At 72.0% G+C, this 16,239-nt stretch carries 16 protein-coding genes; 8 read left to right on the plus strand and 8 right to left on the minus strand.

What is annotated here, in order from left to right; genetic code table 11:
- The first annotated feature begins 40 nt into the window (after nt 1–40).
- Nucleotides 41–1,210 carry a site-2 protease family protein gene (locus JIG36_RS12345; RefSeq protein WP_203376246.1) on the plus strand — a complete coding sequence of 390 codons (1,170 nt, stop codon included), beginning with the start codon at nt 41–43 and terminating at the stop codon, nt 1,208–1,210.
- 79 nt (nt 1,211–1,289) lie between these two features.
- Nucleotides 1,290–1,571 carry a hypothetical protein gene (locus JIG36_RS12350; protein ID WP_203376247.1) on the plus strand — a complete coding sequence of 94 codons (282 nt, stop codon included), beginning with the start codon at nt 1,290–1,292 and terminating at the stop codon, nt 1,569–1,571.
- Nucleotides 1,572–1,608: 37 nt separating this feature from the next.
- Here JIG36_RS12350 and JIG36_RS12355 read toward each other — a convergent pair whose 3' ends face one another.
- The 3 genes from JIG36_RS12355 to JIG36_RS12365 are packed head-to-tail and all read right to left on the minus strand — an operon-like array spanning nt 1,609 to nt 3,802.
- Complete coding sequence (locus tag JIG36_RS12355) at nt 1,609–1,941, minus strand: helix-turn-helix domain-containing protein (protein ID WP_203376248.1); 333 nt, start codon at nt 1,939–1,941, stop codon at nt 1,609–1,611.
- Nucleotides 1,938–2,885, minus strand: a complete 948-nt coding sequence (locus JIG36_RS12360; protein ID WP_203376249.1) for a patatin-like phospholipase family protein — start codon at nt 2,883–2,885, stop codon at nt 1,938–1,940. Before JIG36_RS12360 ends, JIG36_RS12355 begins: the two co-directional genes overlap by 4 nt.
- Nucleotides 2,886–2,926: 41 nt before the next feature.
- Complete coding sequence (locus JIG36_RS12365) at nt 2,927–3,802, minus strand: alpha/beta fold hydrolase (RefSeq protein ID WP_236046667.1); 876 nt, start codon at nt 3,800–3,802, stop codon at nt 2,927–2,929.
- 113 nt (nt 3,803–3,915) lie between these two features.
- Between JIG36_RS12365 and JIG36_RS12370 the strand changes: the two genes are divergently transcribed.
- From JIG36_RS12370 to JIG36_RS12390, 5 genes are all read left to right on the plus strand, one after another.
- Entirely contained in the window at nt 3,916–5,349 is a 1,434-nt protein-coding gene (locus JIG36_RS12370; RefSeq protein ID WP_203376250.1) for a wax ester/triacylglycerol synthase family O-acyltransferase, read from the plus strand.
- Nucleotides 5,350–5,378: 29 nt separating this feature from the next.
- Entirely contained in the window at nt 5,379–6,884 is a 1,506-nt protein-coding gene (locus JIG36_RS12375; RefSeq protein ID WP_203376251.1) for a long-chain-fatty-acid--CoA ligase, read from the plus strand.
- A gap of 305 nt (nt 6,885–7,189) precedes the next feature.
- Complete coding sequence (locus JIG36_RS12380; protein ID WP_203376252.1) at nt 7,190–7,720, plus strand: hypothetical protein; 531 nt, start codon at nt 7,190–7,192, stop codon at nt 7,718–7,720.
- Between the two features lie 318 nt (nt 7,721–8,038).
- Complete coding sequence (locus tag JIG36_RS12385) at nt 8,039–8,224, plus strand: hypothetical protein (protein WP_203376253.1); 186 nt, start codon at nt 8,039–8,041, stop codon at nt 8,222–8,224.
- Nucleotides 8,221–10,398 (plus strand): bifunctional polysaccharide deacetylase/glycosyltransferase family 2 protein, encoded by a 2,178-nt coding sequence (locus JIG36_RS12390; protein WP_203376254.1) that lies wholly within the window; start codon nt 8,221–8,223, stop codon nt 10,396–10,398. The genes JIG36_RS12385 and JIG36_RS12390 overlap by 4 nt, the downstream gene beginning before the upstream one ends.
- A gap of 123 nt (nt 10,399–10,521) precedes the next feature.
- Here JIG36_RS12390 and JIG36_RS12395 read toward each other — a convergent pair whose 3' ends face one another.
- From JIG36_RS12395 to JIG36_RS12415, 5 genes are all read right to left on the minus strand, one after another.
- On the minus strand, nt 10,522–10,803 hold the full coding sequence (locus tag JIG36_RS12395; protein ID WP_203376255.1) for a hypothetical protein: 282 nt from the start codon (nt 10,801–10,803) through the stop codon (nt 10,522–10,524).
- Nucleotides 10,804–10,816: 13 nt separating this feature from the next.
- Nucleotides 10,817–12,454 (minus strand): ABC transporter permease, encoded by a 1,638-nt coding sequence (locus JIG36_RS12400; RefSeq protein WP_203376256.1) that lies wholly within the window; start codon nt 12,452–12,454, stop codon nt 10,817–10,819.
- Nucleotides 12,444–13,355, minus strand: a complete 912-nt coding sequence (locus JIG36_RS12405) for an ABC transporter ATP-binding protein (RefSeq protein ID WP_203376257.1) — start codon at nt 13,353–13,355, stop codon at nt 12,444–12,446. The genes JIG36_RS12400 and JIG36_RS12405 overlap by 11 nt, the downstream gene beginning before the upstream one ends.
- A gap of 65 nt (nt 13,356–13,420) precedes the next feature.
- Nucleotides 13,421–14,278, minus strand: coding sequence for a universal stress protein (locus JIG36_RS12410; protein WP_203376258.1), 858 nt, complete (start codon nt 14,276–14,278; stop codon nt 13,421–13,423).
- 25 nt (nt 14,279–14,303) lie between these two features.
- Nucleotides 14,304–15,182 (minus strand): universal stress protein, encoded by an 879-nt coding sequence (locus JIG36_RS12415; protein ID WP_203376259.1) that lies wholly within the window; start codon nt 15,180–15,182, stop codon nt 14,304–14,306.
- Between the two features lie 192 nt (nt 15,183–15,374).
- Between JIG36_RS12415 and JIG36_RS12420 the strand changes: the two genes are divergently transcribed.
- Nucleotides 15,375–16,238, plus strand: coding sequence for a universal stress protein (locus tag JIG36_RS12420; protein WP_203376260.1), 864 nt, complete (start codon nt 15,375–15,377; stop codon nt 16,236–16,238).
- Nucleotide 16,239 lies beyond the last annotated feature (1 nt).

Below are 16,239 nucleotides of genomic sequence, written 5' to 3' on the forward strand. Positions count from 1 at the left end.
TGGCCGCGAGAGACCGTGGTCCGGGAGGGAGGCGTCTACGATGCGCCAGACCGTCCGGCTCGGCCACCTGCACGGCATAGCGCTGGGATTGCACTGGTCCGCCCTGCTACTCCTCGGCCTGCTGGCCGAAGTGCTCGCCACCACGGTGCTGCCGTCGGCGGCCCCGGGCTACAGCTGGGCCGGTTACTGGCTGGCCGGCTTCGGATTCGCGGCATTGTTCCTGGCAGCGTTGCTCGCGCACGAGTACGCACACGCGCGTGTCGCCCAGCATCACGGCATCTCCGTGCGGTCGATCACGTTGTGGATGCTCGGTGGCGTCTCCGAGCTCGAAGGGGAACCGCGGCGCCCCCGGACTCTGCTGCACATCGCGCTGGCCGGACCGGCGACCAGTCTGGCCCTGGCCGGTGCTTTCCTCGCCGCGGTGAAACCGCTCGGCGCTCTCGGCTCCACGCTGCTGGAGGCGGGATTCGCCTGGCTCGCGATCTTCAACGCCACCATAGCCGTGTTCAACCTGCTGCCCGCCGCTCCGCTGGATGGGGGCCGGGTGCTGGAGGCGGTGCTGTGGCGGATACGCGGCGATCGCAGCGCCGCACGAAGGGCCGCGACCCACACGGGTGTCGCGGCCGGCCTGCTGTTGATGTCGGTGGGTCTGGTGTCGATGTTCACCGTCGCGCCAGCCGGCGGCTTGTGGCTTCTGCTCGTGGGCTGGTACCTGACCGTGGTGGCCCGCACCGAGGGCTCGGCTTCGGGAGTCCTGGAGCGGATCGGTGATCTCCGTGCGGAGCAGTTGATGTCGGCCCCCGCGGTCTGCGGCCACTTGGGCCAGACCGTCGACGCCTTCATCGCCGAGGTCGGCGTGACGCACCCGCACCACCGCTATCCCGTCGTCGACCTGGACGGGCACCTGGCCGGGCTGGTCATGACCCGCGGTCTCGGCCGCGTGCCGCCCGCACGGCGCCCGGAGGTCCGGCTCGGCGAGGTGATGGTGCCGGTGGCACAGGTGCGGACCGCTGCGCGCGATGCGCCTGTGCGTGATGGGCCGATCATCCCGATGGCGCCGCTGGGCATCATCGTGGTTCTCGACGGCGGGCGGCCGTGCGGGGTGCTCACCTCGGGCGACCTCCGCCGCGCGGTGGTCGTCGCGGAGGCCGGTGGCCGCCCGGATCGGTCCCGGGGCCCGCTCGGCCGGTCATCGTGGCCCGTGCCATGAGGGGTCGTTCGGCCCTGACGGTGTTAGCTGAGCGCAGCTAACGTGCTAAGTGAAGGTCGATCGGGAGGAGGCGAGAAGAATGACGACCACCAGCACGAAGTCTGTCCGTGAACCCGCGCCGGCCAAGCCGGCCCTGAAGGTCGAGGAACGCCGTGAACGCACCCGTCGCATCGGGCGCGAGATCGGCATCCTGGCCGTCAACGCCTATGAGCGCGGCGTCGCCGACATCGTGGCGCTGGAGAAGGACGCTGCGAAGATCGCGCCGTACCCGTGGGCCAGGAACGCGCTGACCATGACGGCGGGACTCGTCGAGGATGTCGGCGCCGCTTACGTCAAGACGGCGCGTCAGGTTCTGCGGTGACGCAGTGGGCCGCGGCCCGGGGTCGACCCCCGGGCCGCTACTCGTTCCCGGTCGCCACGAACGCCAGGTAGACCTCGGTCAGTGCCTGCCGCTGGCGCGCGGTCAGCCGCGGATCGGCGGCGATCGCGGTCAGCACCGGCGGGGGCGCGTCCCACTCGGGCCCGGCCTCTATGCGCAACGCGTCGGCGGTCGTGCGCAGCGAACCGGCGATGGCGCGCAGCACCCGGTCCGACGGCGCTCGGAGCCCGCGCTCGATCTGCGACAGGTACGGTCCGGAGATGCCGACCATCGCCGCGAACTGCCGGATGGGCAGCTCGGCGAGTTCGCGCCGGCGCCGGATGATCTCGCCGAGGCTCGGCGGAACGCTCATCGTCCGCCGGATCGGCTCAGGGTGGCCGGGATGGTCACCTGCGCGGTCCGCAGGACGTCGTCGCGGCGGCGGCCGTCCATCAGGTTGATACCGAGCGTCGGCAGGTCGTCCGGACCGGGCGTGATCACCGTGACCCGGGTGCCCGCCCGCTCCACCTTGCGCCGCTCGAGACTGACCTGGGCCGCGAACGCCTGCCGCAGGGCCCGCTCCGCACGCCAGGATGGCCGGCACGGCCGGTCGGTCGCATAGCTGGCCATCGGGGCGAGCACGTACACGTCGTCGAGGCGCTGATCGTGCAGGAGGTCGAGCGAGACGACCGACCGCACCCCTCCGTCGACGTAGCGGCGGTCCCCGATCGTCGTCGGCGCATGCCAGCCCGGAATGGAGCACGAGGCCACCACGGCGTCGGGCAGCGACGCCGGCGGGCCGCCGGGCCGGCCGAAGACCACCCGTCGGCCGCGCTCGTAGTCGACCCCGACGATCCACGTGTCCCGCTCGGGCCAGTGGTCCGGCTGGTGCCGCACCATGGTCTCCAGATAGCGGCGCAGGGCGTGGTGCTGGGCCCGCCCCTGCGGCACGAACGCGCTGGCCAGCGCGCGTGGATGCACGCTGTGCGGCGCAAGGGCCGCGGTCGCGACCATGCGCACCGACCCGAAGCGGGCTCGTGGTGGTGGCGGGAGACGGCCGGAGTCGTGCTGGAACTCGTGGGCGCCCGGCAGGTGCTCCTCGCCCTCTCCCAGTTGGTGTGCCACCAGTTGGTCGGGGCTGAGTCCGAGCCGCAGGGCGGCCGCGACAATGCTGCCCGCGCTCGTGCCGACGATGACGTCGCAGTCGCCCAGCGGCCGTCCGATGCGTTCCTGCAGCGCCGCCAGTCCGCCGATCATCCAGGCCGCCCCGAGGATTCCCCCGCCGCCCAGCACCAGGCCCACGCGTTTACCGCTCACGTGTTCACCGTCCCTGTGATCCAAGGCACATGGTGCCACGATCACCGGCCCGGCGACCACTCTCCCGCCAGACGGTCGATCTCACCGGCGATGGCCGGTTGCAGGTCGTGCGGCAGATCGTGCCCCATACCCGGATATACCACCAGTTTGGACCCGAGGATCGCCCGGGCGGTGGCCCGTCCACCCGAGAGCCGCACCAGCGGGTCGGCGTCGCCGTGGATCACCAGGGCCGGCAGCCGCAACCGCCGGAGCACCGCACGGCGGTCCGTGGCGAGAGCAACCGCGGTCAACTGCCGCTTCACGCCGGCCGGATCGTGGGCCCGGTCGAAGCTGCGGGCTGCCGCGTCCCGGATGAATTCCTCCTCGAGCGGATAACCGGGCGATCCGATCACCCGGAAGATCCGCACCAGTTGATCTGCGGCCTGGTCCCGGTTCCCGGCCGAACCGGCCAGCAGGGTGGCCAGCACCCGCGGGTGCGGGCGGCCGATGCGCGGCGACGGGGTGGACGACAGCGATGTCAGAGAACGCACCCGCTGCGGGTGGGTGCCGGCCACGAGCTGCGCGATCATGCCGCCGAGCGAGACCCCCGCCACGTGAGCGCTCGGCCAGCCCAGGTCGTCCAGAACGGCAAGCGCGTCCTCGGCCATGTCCGGCAGTCCGTAACCGGGACGCCGCGACAGCCAGGCCAGCGGGGATGCCAGTCCCAGACCGGTCAGGTGGGTGGACTGCCCGACATCGCGGTTGTCGAAGGTGGCCACACGGAACCCGCGCCCGGTCAGCAAGTCCCGGAACCGACTCGGCCAGAACAACCGCTGCAACCCCAGCCCCATGATCAGCAGGAGCGGGCGCCCGTCCTCCGGGCCCTCCACCTCGTACGCGATCTCCACCGCCCCGTGCCGGGCTCGTCCCATCGTCATGCCCCGAGCGTGATCCGGCCCGGGTGTGCGCCGCACGGGCCGTTCGACCCTGGCGACCAGGACGGCGCCGTGGCGACGGTAAAGGGACACGTCCCCGTCAGAAGGAGGCCAAGGTGGACTATCTGAGCCCGCTGGACACGTCGTTCCTGGACGCCGAGGACGAGGACCCGCACGCCTCGCTGGCCATCGCCTCGGTCGCCGTCCTCGACGGCCCCGCCCCCGGCCCGGCCGAGTTCGCGGCGGCCATCCGCGGGCGGCTGCCGCTCGTGCCGCGATACCGGCAGAAGGTACGCCGGATCCCCTTCAATCTGGGGCGGCCGGTGTGGATCGACGATCCCGACTTCGACCTGGACTTCCACTTGCGGCGCACGGCGCTGGCCGAGCCCGGCGGCGACCTCGCGCTGGAACGGCTGATCGGCCGCATCATGTCGCAGCGGCTCGACCGTGACCGGCCGCTGTGGGAGGACTGGCTCGTCGAGGGCCTGCCGGAGGGGCGGTGGGCGCTCGTGTCCAAGGTGCATCACTGCATGCTCGACGGCGTCACCGGCAACGAGCTGTACCGCCTGATCTGCGACAGCACCCCCAAGCCACGCCGGGCGGTGCCTGACCGGTGGCAACCTGGAGTGCCCGTCGACGACGTCGACCTCACCCTGGACGCGCTCGGCCAGCTCGCCCGCGTCCCGTTCGATCAGGCCCGCTGGTTCGCCGGCGCCCTGCGCGAGCCGGTCCGCGCGGCCCGGCGGATCGGTGCCCTGACCCGCGGCGCCGCCGCTCTGGCCGGGTCGTTCGTCCCGGCGCCGGAGACCTCGCTGGCCGGGCCGCTGGGCCGGGCCCGGCGCTATGCCGTGGCGCGGATGCCGCTGGACGAGATCGGGGCGGCGGCCGGGTTCCACTCCGTGACGATCAACGATGTCTACCTGGCCGCCGTGGCCGGGGCGCTGCGCCGGCTGATGCTCCGGCGGGGCGAGGAGCCGCACGCGGGCGCGGTCCGGACTCTCGTGCCGGTGAACGTGCGCGCTGAGACGGCTCAGCACGTCTTCGACAACCGGGTGGCGTCGCTGCTGGTCGAGCTGCCGGTCGAGGTGGAGGACGGCCCCGGCCGGCTGGCGGCCGTGCACGAGCGGATCGGCGAGTTGCGGGCCCGGCACGAGGTCGAGGCCGGCGTGGCGCTGGTCGCCCTGGCCGACCGGGAGCCGTTCGCGGCGGTCTCGCTGCTCGTCCGCGGTGCGCTCCGGCTCTCGCAGCGGGGACTGGCCACGGTCACCACCAACGTTCCCGGTCCGCCGGCGCCGCTCTACATCCTGGGCCGGCCGATCCGCGAAATCCTGCCGTACGTGCCGATCGCCGAGCGCCTGCGCATCGGCGTCGCCGTCATGACGTTCGCCGGTCAGGCCGCGTTCGGCGTGACCACCGACTTCGCCTCGGTGCCGGAGGCCGGCGAGGTCGCCTGCGCGATCGTGGACGAGATCCGGAAGTTGGCGCCCGCACCGGCGGCCCGGCCCCGCAAGCGCGTCGCGGCGACCACCCGGGTCGCCGGACCCACCTGAAGCACCGTTATCGGAAGAGGTGAACGGCCATGCTGAACCTTGCCGCGATACTGCGCGAATCGGCGACGCGCCGGCCCCAGGCACCAGCCCTGCTGCACGACGGCGGCATGATGACGTACGCCGAACTCGACGCCCGCTCGGACGCCGTCGCGGCGGCGTTGCTCGCGCGCGGTGTCGGACCGGGAGACCCGGTGGCGCTGCAGGCACCCAACATTCCCGACTTCCCGGTGGCCTACTACGGCATCCTCAAGACCGGCGCGGTGGTGGTGCCGCTCAACGTCCTGTTGCGCGCGCCCGAGGTGGCCCATCAGCTGCGCGACTCGGAGGCCCGGACGCTCATCACGTGGGTGGGTGTGGCCGACGAGGCGGCCCGGGCCGCGGCCAAGGCCGACGTGCCCGACGTGTTCGTCATCAACGCCGTCGCGGACAGCCCCGGACGCCCCTTCCACGAACTCACCACACCCGTGTCCGACCCCGTTCCGCTCGCCGAGCGCGCCCCCGGCGACGTCGCCGCGATCGTCTACACCTCGGGCACCACCGGGCTGCCCAAGGGCGCCGAGCTCACCCACTTCCAGATGTACATGAACGCCGACATCCCCGGCCGCCTGTTCGAGATCAAGGCGGAGGATGTCGTGCTCACCGTCCTGCCGCTGTTCCACGTGTACGGCATGTCGAGCGCGATGAACCTCGGCATCCGCTTCGGCTGCGCGCTGTCGCTGGTGCCCCGCTTCACCCCCGAGAAGGTGCTGACGGCGATCGAGCGCGACCGGGCGACCATCTTCGACGGCGTGCCCACCATGTTCGGTGCTCTCCTGGCCTACGCCGAGGACCACCCCTGCGACACCTCGTCGCTACGGGTGTGCGTCTCGGGCGGGGACGCCATCCCGGCCCAGGTGTTCGACGCCTTCGAGAAACGGTTCGGGGTGCCGATCCTCGAGGGCTACGGCATGACCGAGACCGCCTCCACGATCACGTTCAACCCCTCCCCGGACGACCGTCGCGCCTACAGCGTGGGCAAGCCGGTCTGGGGCGTGGAGGTACAGATCTGGGACGAGGACGGCCGGCGGATGCCGCCCGGCCGCTCCCACGTGGGGGAACTGGTCACCCGCGGCTACCAGACGATGCGCGGCTACCACGGGCACCCGGAAGCAACCGCCGAGGCCTTCGCGAGCGGCTGGTTCCACACCGGCGACCTCGGTTACGCCGACTCCGACGGTTTCCTGTTCCTCGTCGACCGCAAGAAGGAGCTGATCATCCGGGGCGGCTACAACGTCTACCCCCGCGAGGTGGAAGAGGTGCTCTACCACCACCCGGGTGTGCGGGAGGCCGCCGTCATCGGAGTGCCCGACGAGCGGCTGGGCCAGGAGGTGAAGGCCATCGTCGTGCCCCGGCCGGGCCACACCCTCACGGTGGCGGAGCTCGTGGAGTACTGCCGCGAGCGGGTCGCCGCCTACAAGTACCCCCGACTGGTCGAGTTCCGCGACACGCTCCCCCTGACCGGCACCGGCAAGGTGCTCAAGAAGGACCTCCTGTAATCACCTGCGCTATCCGGAACGGGCCGTCGGCGACCTTTCGTCACGCCCAGCACGCGGCGGCCCGGTGCTGGCCGGTGCGGGCCGTGGGCGAGGCTGCAAACCACGCCGCAGCGGCCGGGAACCGACCTCACCCGGCGCAGGCTGCGAGCGCTCGAACATCGCCGAATCCCCGCCTGCGGGACGCTCTGACCGGCGCGCCGGCCTGGATCGAGGAGACCGAGTCGGCTGGTGCCGTCTTGCGGCTCCGGGTCGCCGGTTCACCGTCGCCCTAACACCCTGAAAAGACACTTTCGGAACGTCACGCAATGACCGTCATGCTTGCCGAAACGCACCGTACATACGATAGGGATCAGCTGGGCAAGGGCAACCTTGTCATCGACCGGACGAAGCCGTTCGACATCACGGTCAAGTGGCACGTGTTCGGCAACTTGGTGCCGCTGTGGCTGACCGCGCTGTCGAAGGAGACGAAGAGGTGGATGGTCACCGCCTTCGTCGAGTCGCAGGGGCCCGGGGCCGAGAAAGTGCTGGCCAAGACCGAGGTGCCGGTTGGTGGACCGAAGTTCACGCTGGACGAGCCGTACGAGGCGACGATCACCGTCCCGGCCTTCCAGCTGCACTCGGCCTACTCGAACGGCCAGGCCGAGTCGGGTGTCTACAAGATCGTGGTGACCGTGTTCCTCGACGCCAAGATCAGCAGCGCGGTGAACTACGACATGCTCGGCTCCATCGAAGGTCCGATCGTCAAGGTCGAAGAGCCGGATCTCGGCATCCTGAAGGAGGAACCGGCCGGCTCCACCGAGGAGCGTCCTCTGATCAAGCTCGGTCAGTCGGACTAGCCTCGGCATTGTCATCCACCGCCTCTCCCGCCCGTCCGGGGTGCCCGCCCCGGACGGGCGGTTCGCACCTCACGGTGCCACCGGCCGCAGCGACACATCAGGGCCGTAGGACACACCCGGTACGGGCCGGCCGGCCGCACGACAGCGCCGTCATTGACATCCTTTGCCACAACCATTCGGGACTTCCGATACATGTGTGGCCACCCGGACGCCGCATAGCGTCGAATCATGCGGCAAAGACGACGTTCGGAGAACAGGCCACCGCGCGCGGTGGGACGCGTCACGGGACGGGTACACCTCGGTCCGGTCGTCGGCCGCGTGCCGCCGATCGAGCAGGCCCACACCGAGATTGCGCATTTCGAGGAACTGCCGAAGCCGGTTTTCGCGGACACGTCCGGCATTCGGCACCGCCGCCTGCGGAGGGTCACCTACGCGGTCGGCGCGCTACTGCTGACCGTGCTGATCGCCTTCTGGATCAGCCAGCTCACCGGTGCCCTGCGATGAGCGTCTATGAGGGCAGGCGACCCGCCAGAACGCAACCGGCCACGGGCTCTGTCGGGCGGCCGGGCCGGCGCGGGCCGCACCTGCTCGCGTTGCTGGCGCTCGCGCTGCTCGCCCTGCTCACGAACATGTTGCTCGTGGAGGCCTACCTCCGCAATGACTTCGCGCCCGACAGCGAACCCGGCGAAGGGCAGCCGGCCGATGCCGTGCCGGCGGCCGTCACGACCGGAGGTCCGGTCATCGACGTCTCCGGCGCTCAGCCGCACACCTACCGGATGCCGCCCCGCACCATCGCCCTGACGTTCGACGACGGACCAGACCCCCGCTGGACTCCACAGATACTCGACGTGCTGCACCGGCATCGGGCCCAGGGCACCTTCTTCGTGCTCGGCTCACTGGTCGTCCGGCACCCTGACATCGCCCGGCGCATCGTCGCCGAGGGCCACGACATCGGCGTACACACCTTCACCCATCCCCGGGTCTCGGCGCTGTCCCCCTGGCTGCGCGGGCTCGAGCACGCGGCAACCCGGGGGGCCATCGCCTACACCACCGGGCGGGGCAGCACGCTGTACCGCCCGCCGTACTCGTCGGCCGTCGACGCCCTCGACAACAGCGACATGCCGACGTTGCGCGAGACCTCACGGCAGGGCTACCGCACGGTCCTCAACGACCTCGACGGCGAGGACTGGCAACGGCCCGGCGTCGAGGCGATCGTCCGTAACGCCACGCCGGTCGGTACCGCGGGTGCGATCGTTCTGCTGCACGACGCCGGCGGCGACCGCTCGCAGACCGTGGCCTCGCTGGATCGGCTCATCCCTCGTCTGCAGGCGCGCGGCTACCGGTTCACCACCGTCTCCGCCGCGCTGTCCGGGCGCATCCCGTCGGCCAACCCACCGGCCGGCTTCACCCAGCGGTCGCGTGGGTGGGCCCTGGTGTGGATGGTCCGCACGGCCGACTTCACGCTCGAAGCCCTCTGGCTGCTGCTGTTCGCCGCCGGTCTGCTGTTCCTCGGTCGCACCGTCCTGGTCGTGGCCGCCGCTCTGCGTCACGCCCGCCGGCGACGCTCACCCGGGTGGAGCTGGGGACCTCCGGTGTCCGACCCGGTCAGCATCGTCGTTCCGGCGTTCAACGAGGCCACGACCATCGCGCCGGCCGTCCGGTCGCTGGCCGGGTCGCAGCATCCGGGCGTCGAGGTGATCGTCGTGGACGACGCGTCGACGGACGGCACCGGAGCCGTGGTCGACAGCCTGCGACTGCCGAACGTGCGGGTGATCCGCACCCCGTCCGGCGGCAAGGCCGGGGCCCTCAACACCGGCGTGGCCTTCGCCCGCCACGACCTGATCGTGATGGTGGACGCCGACACCGTTGTCGAGCCGGATGCCGTGCACCGCCTTGTGCAGCCGCTCGCCGACCCCCGGATCGGGGCGGTGTCGGGCAACGTCAAGGTCGGCAACCGGCGCGGCCTGCTGGGAGTCTGGCAGCACATCGAGTACGTCGTCGGTTTCAACCTCGACCGCCGGCTGTACGACACGCTGGGCTGCATCCCCACCATCCCCGGCGCGCTCGGAGCCTTCCGCCGCCGGGCCGTCACCGACGCGGGTGGCCTGCGGGTCGACACGCTCGCCGAAGACACCGACCTCACCATCGCCGTGCACCGGGCCGGCTGGCGGGTGGTGTTCGAGGAATCGGCGCGGGCCTGGACCGAGGCCCCGACCGGGCTGCGGCAGCTGTGGCGTCAGCGGTACCGGTGGAGCTTCGGCACCATGCAGGCGCTCTGGAAGCACCGCCGGGCCTTGGTCGACCGGGGACCGTCGGGCCGGTTCGGCCGGCGCGGGCTGCTGCTGGTCACACTGTTCAGCGTGCTGCTGCCGCTGCTGGCGCCGCTGCTCGACATCATGGCGGTGTACGGGCTGGTCTTCCTCGACCGCTGGGCGGCGATGATCGGGTGGCTGTCGATGATGGTCATCCAGGCCGTGACGTCGGCGGTCGCCTTCCGCCTGGACCACGAGCCGCTGCGCCCCCTGTGGTCGCTGCCGTTGCAGCAGATCTTCTACCGCCAGCTCATGTATCTGGTGTTGCTGCATTCGGCACTGACCGCCCTGTCCGGCAAGCGGTTGCGGTGGCAGAAGCTGCGCCGCACCGGAGAGATGTCCCTGCCGTCACCGCGGGCCGCGTGAGGAACTGCCCGCGCAGGCATACCGCCAGAGCGCGACGGCGACCCAGCACACCATCGCCGGCGAGCCGTCCCCGGTGGCGGGTCAGGCGAACGACAGCGCCCAGGAGGCAGTCGCGATGAGCTCCTACTCACGCAGTGGGTGGGCGCTTTCGTCGCGGCGGGCCAGCTCCGCCATCGCGGCCCGGTACTGCTCGCGGTCCAATCGGCCGGACAGCAGGTGGTCGAGCAGCGCCCGCTCGGGGTCGGGCGACGCTGTCGGCGGCAGCCCCCACAGGGACGCCAGGCAGGGATCAGGAACTCGCGGCGGCTGAGCCGTGCGGTGCGCCAGACGTCTGACCAGGACGGTGACGACCGCGCCGACCACGCGCAGAACCAGCGCGACGGCCAGCAGAACCAGCGCTTCCATGGTCGCCTCCGGATCACGTCAGCCGGGCCCGGCGCCATCGCGCCACCGTCAGCCCGAGCGCCGCCCACGCGGTCACCACCGCGAGATGAGCCCACGCGAAGCCGGCCCCGCCCGCGCCCGGCCGGGTCGCCTCGAGCAGTGCCTGCAACAGATGCCACAGCGGGAACACGTCGGCGACGGTGGTGATCGTTCCGGGCAGGGGCCGGTCACCGACGACGAAGATCTCCGAGAGGAAGCACAGCGGCAGCAGCGTGCCGAGCGTCACCGCGACCAGGGAGCGTGCGCCCGGCACGAGAGCGGCCACGGCCAGCCCGAGAGCCGAGAAGCACAGGGAGCCCAGGAGGACGGCGACGATCAGAGCCGGCAGCCGCCCGGGACTGAACCGTACGCCGAGGAAACCCGTACCCAAGCCGGCGAGCACAGCGACACCGAGCGCTCCCACCACGAGAGCGGCGCACACCCGTCCGGCGACGTACCACCGGAAGGGCAGCGGCGTGCCGAGCAGCCGCTTGAGCACCCCGGCCGAGCGGGCCCCCACCACGCCCTCGGTCATGTCGACGAAGGCGGTGACCGCGACCGTGTAGGCGGCCAGACCGGCGAACAGGTACTGGGCCATCGTCAGACCGTGCACCCGGGCGTCACCGAACACGCTCGGGAACAACGCCAGCAGCAGCGCGGGAAACACGATCGCGAAGAACACCGACAGCGGGTCGCGGCGCAGGCCCAGCAGCGCGTACGAGATCTGTCCGCGCAGCATGCCGAGCGATGAGGCACGGCCGGCAGGCCGGGGCGGGGAGAGACTTTCCCGTACGGGTCGGGTAACCGTCACCGCAGCGGGCCGGGTGGCTGCCCGCTCCCGGGGTTCCCATCCGAAGCGCCTCCGCGCGATGAGCGCACCGGCCACCGTCCACGCCGCCAGTATCGCGAGGTGCCCGGGCGAGAAGCCGGCGCCGGGGCCCGGCTCGAAGGTCGCCTCCATGGCCTGGGCCAGGTGCTTGAGCGGCAGGGCGGAACCGAGCCAGGCCAGCGGGCGCGGCAGGTCCGCACCCACGATGAAGACGTCGGAGATGAACGCCAGCGGGATCAGCAGCCCCTGGGCCAGCGCCTGGGTGGCCGTCACGGTTCTGATCGACGCGGCCAGGGCAAGTCCCAGGGCGGTGCCGCAGGCGATGCCGAACAGCAGTGTCACCAGGGCGGCGGGCACCTTGTTCCCGACCAGATCGACGTCGTAGGCCGCGACGCCGACGGCCGTCAGGACCACGACGCCGAGGCCCGCGACCACGGCGGAGGCGCCGATCCGGGCCGCGAGCACGGTCCGCGGGCTCACCGGCGTCGCCCGCAGGCGCAGCAGGACGCCACGCTCCCGCAAGACCGCGGTATCCGTGGCGACCAGGGTGAACGACGCCTGGGCCACGCCGAACACGGCGAACGGCGCGACCAGGAACTGGGTGACGGCAACGCCGTCCCCGGTCGTCTGATCCCCGATGATCGTCGACACGATGACGAGGAAGGCGAGCGGGAACGCCAGGGTGAAGAAGGCGGCGAGCGGGTTCCGCAGGAAGGCGTGGATCGCGTGCCCGGTCAGCCTGGGCAGCACGACCGCGTGGTGCGCACCTGCGGGTCGCAGACGTTCCTGGCGGTCAACGGACATCGGCCGCCTCCTCGGTCAGGGCGAGGTAGGCGTCCTCCAACGTCGGCGGCGACACCGCGAAATCCGGCAGGTCGGTGCCGCATCGCGACGCCCACTGGGTGAGGCGGCGGGTGTCCGGCAACGGATCGTGCGAGACGAGGCGTACGTGATCCCCGTCGATCTGCGGCGGCGCGCTCAGCGGCGGCAGCCCGGCCAGGTCCCGAGCGGACGGCACCGAAAAGCTGATGACGGTGGGCAGACGGCTACCGGCCCGCAGCTCGTCGGGCGTGCCGACAGTCAGCAGCCGGCCCGACCGCAGCACTCCCACCCGGTCGGCGAGGTGCTGCGCTTCCTCGAGGTAGTGCGTCGTCAGCAGAATGGTTGTACCCAGGCCCCGCAGCCGCGCCACCAGTTCCCAGGCGTGGCGCCTTGCGGCCGGGTCGAAGCCGGTGGTCGGTTCGTCCAGGAACAGCAGTTCCGGCGCACCAGCCAGGCCCAGCGCGAGGTCGAGACGGCGACGTTGCCCGCCGGAGAGCCCCTTGACCCGCGTCGTGCGCTTGTCGGCGAGCCCCACGAGATCGATGAGCTCGTCGGCGTCATGCCGGCGCGGGTACAGAGCGCACTGCAGACGAACCAGCTCGCGGACGGTGAACTCCTCCTCGAACCCGGCGGACTGCAGCACCACGCCGATCCGCGCGCGGTATGCGGAGCCGCCGGACGCCGGGTCGCAGCCCAGCACCTCGACGACACCCGAGTCCCGCGTCCGGTAACCCTCGAGGATCTCCACGATGGTGGTCTTCCCGGCCCCGTTCGGGCCGAGCAGGGCGAAGATCTCGCCGTCGCCGACCGTGAAGCTCACCCGGTCGACCGCCAGGACGGGACCGTAGGCCCGGGTCAGCTCATGAACCGCGATGGTGGCCATGGCGTCAGCCTCCGAGTCCGGGCATCCGTACGGCAGTGCCGTTGGTCCCGACCGGCCGGGTCGTCTCAGACGACGTCGCCCTCGTGCACGACCGCCACCGGGCAGCCCGACCGGCGCAGCACGTGCCGGCTCACCGAGCCGAGCAGCAGCCCCCGGACCGGTCCTCGCCCACGGGTGCCCACCACCAGCAGCTGGGCGGTCAGGCCGGCCTGGGACAGAACCGCCTCCGGCTGGCTCACGACGGCCTCGGAGATGATCGTCAAGCCGGGATGCTTGCCCCGCCACACGGCGATCAGCTCCTCGAAGACCACACGCTCGTCGTCCGGCACGACCCTCGGAAACAGGTCGGCGTCCTCCCACAGCCCGGTGACCGGCGGCCAGGCCCGGACGACACGCAGGCTGGTCCCCCGCGAGACGGCCTGGTCCACCGCGAAAGCCAGCGCGGCATACGACGACGCGGAGTCGTCCACACCGACGACCACCGGACCGTCCGTCCGTGTGCCGGCCCGCGCGACCACCACCGGGCAGTGTGCGTGGGCGGTGACCGCGACACTCACCGAGCCGATCAGCCCGGCGATGCCGCTCGTGCCACGGCCGCCGACCACGATCAGACCGGCCTCGGCGGAGCGCTCGATCAGGGTCGGCGCCGCGCCGGCGTGGACGATCGACGTCCGCGTGCGGACATCGGGATGGGTGGTCCGCGCACCGGCGGCCACGTCGTCCATCAGGGCTTGGACGGCCCGGTCGGTCGCCTCCGACGGCCCGGTGCCCGGAGCGGGCACGGTCGCGGGGGCCAGCCGGTCGGCTGCATGAACGAAGTCGACCGCCGCGCCGGTCCGGGCGGCCTCGTCGAGGGCCCACCGCACAGCGGCCCGGGCCCTCGGCGACGCGTCGACGCCGACAACGATCATGCGAACGGACATGGCCGGTCCTCCGCGACGACGCCGGTCAGGACGCCGGCGTGGCGGGCGGCCGGACGATCAGCACAGGGCACTCGGCGTGATGCAGCAGCTGCTGGCCGGCCGAGCCGAGCAGCGCGCCGCTGACGACGCCGTGCCCGTGACTTCCCACGACCACCAGCTGCCCCTCGGCCGAGGCGCTGACCAGTGCGGCGGCGGCGCTGTCATGGGTGACCACGACGCGTACGGGAACCTGAGGGAATTTCTCGGTCCACGGCCCGAGCAAGTCGTCGACCGCGGTGCGCTGGGTCGCGTCCTCGGCCGGGGTGTCCACCTCGGCCGGTCGGACATTGGCCAGCCAGAGCGGGATCACCGGCAGGTAGGCCCGGACGACGGTCAACGAGGTCTCCCGGGCGGCGGCGCACTCGAAGGCCGCCGCGAGCACCCGCTCGGCCGCCGGCGATTCGTCGAGGCCGGCCACCACGGGGCCGCTCGGGTTGGCCCGGCCCCGCACGACCACGACGGGACAGGCGGCGTGCAGAGCGGTCCGCTGGCTCACCGAACCGAGCAGCAGCCCGGCGAACCCTCCGCGGCCGCGGTTGCCGACCACCAGCAGAGCCGCCTCACGGGCGAACTGGATCAGACCGGGTGCGGCGTGCCCGATGATCGTGGCCGTCTCGATCTCGATGCCGGGTGCGACGGCTCGGGCGCGGTCGCGGGCGGTGGAGACGGTGGCCTCCGCTATCGCCTGCGCCACATCGATGTATTCGTTGCCGATCTCGTAGCGGACCTCGTGCCAGTCCCATTCGTAGGCGTGCACGATGCGGAGCGGGGCCCGGCGCCGTCGCGCTTCACCAGCTGCCCACTCGACGGCGGCGGTGCCGCAGGCTGTTCCGTCCGTGCCGACCACGACGCTCGGGTTCCTCATGTCCGTTCTCCTTTCGATCCACGTCGATCGTCGGGCGGCCGTCGCGGCCGGGGCAGGGTGCGAGGTCCCGTCCGGACGGGCCGGAAGACCCCGGGTCCTCAGGGAACGCGGCGGCATCCGGGACCAAGGACCCGGCTCGCGGGTGTCCACCGGCCATACCGGTCGAGCGGATCGGGCTCCTACCCTCCCGTCATGCCGACCGACCCGCCGCCCGTCGCCGAACGACCGGTGCTGGCCGGTGTGAACGGCTCGGACACGGCGACCGCGCTGGTCGACTTCGCCGCGGTCGAGGCCGCCCGTTACGACGCTCCGCTGACGCTGGTGCACGTGTGGCCCGGCCGATACACCGGCGCTTTCCGCGGTCGCAGTGCGATGCCGTCACCGGCGGATGCCCAGCGGCTGCTCTCCCTGGCGGCGGCGCGGGCCTGCCTGGCCGTTCCCGGGCTCCGGGTCCGGAACCGGCTTCTCGACGGCGGTGCGGGCGCGCTGCTGGAAGAAGCCTCAGCCGGGGCACGCCTGCTGATCGTGGGACACCGGGACCAGCCCGACGCCCGTTCGGCCTGGGGCTCGACCACGGCCTATCTGGCGTACCGCAGTGCGTGCCCGCTCTTGATCCGCCGTGGACCCGCCCGGGACGCCGGCCCGGTCGTGGTCGCGGTGTCGCTGCGGAGAACCGGTGACGAGACCCTGGCGTTCGCCTTCGAGAGAGCCGCCCTGGTGGGCTGCCCGTTGAGTGTGGTGCACATGTGGACGACCAGTCGGGCCGATGCCGAGCAGTCACTGGGGGAAGCGCTGCGGGACGCCGCCGCCCGGTTCCCGGCCGTGCCGGTCGAGCCTCTGGTCGTCAGCGCGAGCGAGATGCCCCGCACGATCGAGCAGTCCCTGCGCCGCGGGCGCCTCATGGTGGCCGGCACCGGCCGCGGCGGCAGCTTCGCGGAACTCCTCTGCAACGCCCGCGATCCTCACCTGGGCACGCCGGCGACCTGTCCCACGGTGCTGGTCCCGCAGGTCGGGCCGAAGGACCCTGGAGGGCCGGGACCGGCGACGCGACGCTGAA

The sequence above is a fragment of the Paractinoplanes ovalisporus genome (genome assembly GCF_016834655.1).
GTDB lineage: Bacteria > Actinomycetota > Actinomycetes > Mycobacteriales > Micromonosporaceae > Actinoplanes > Actinoplanes ovalisporus.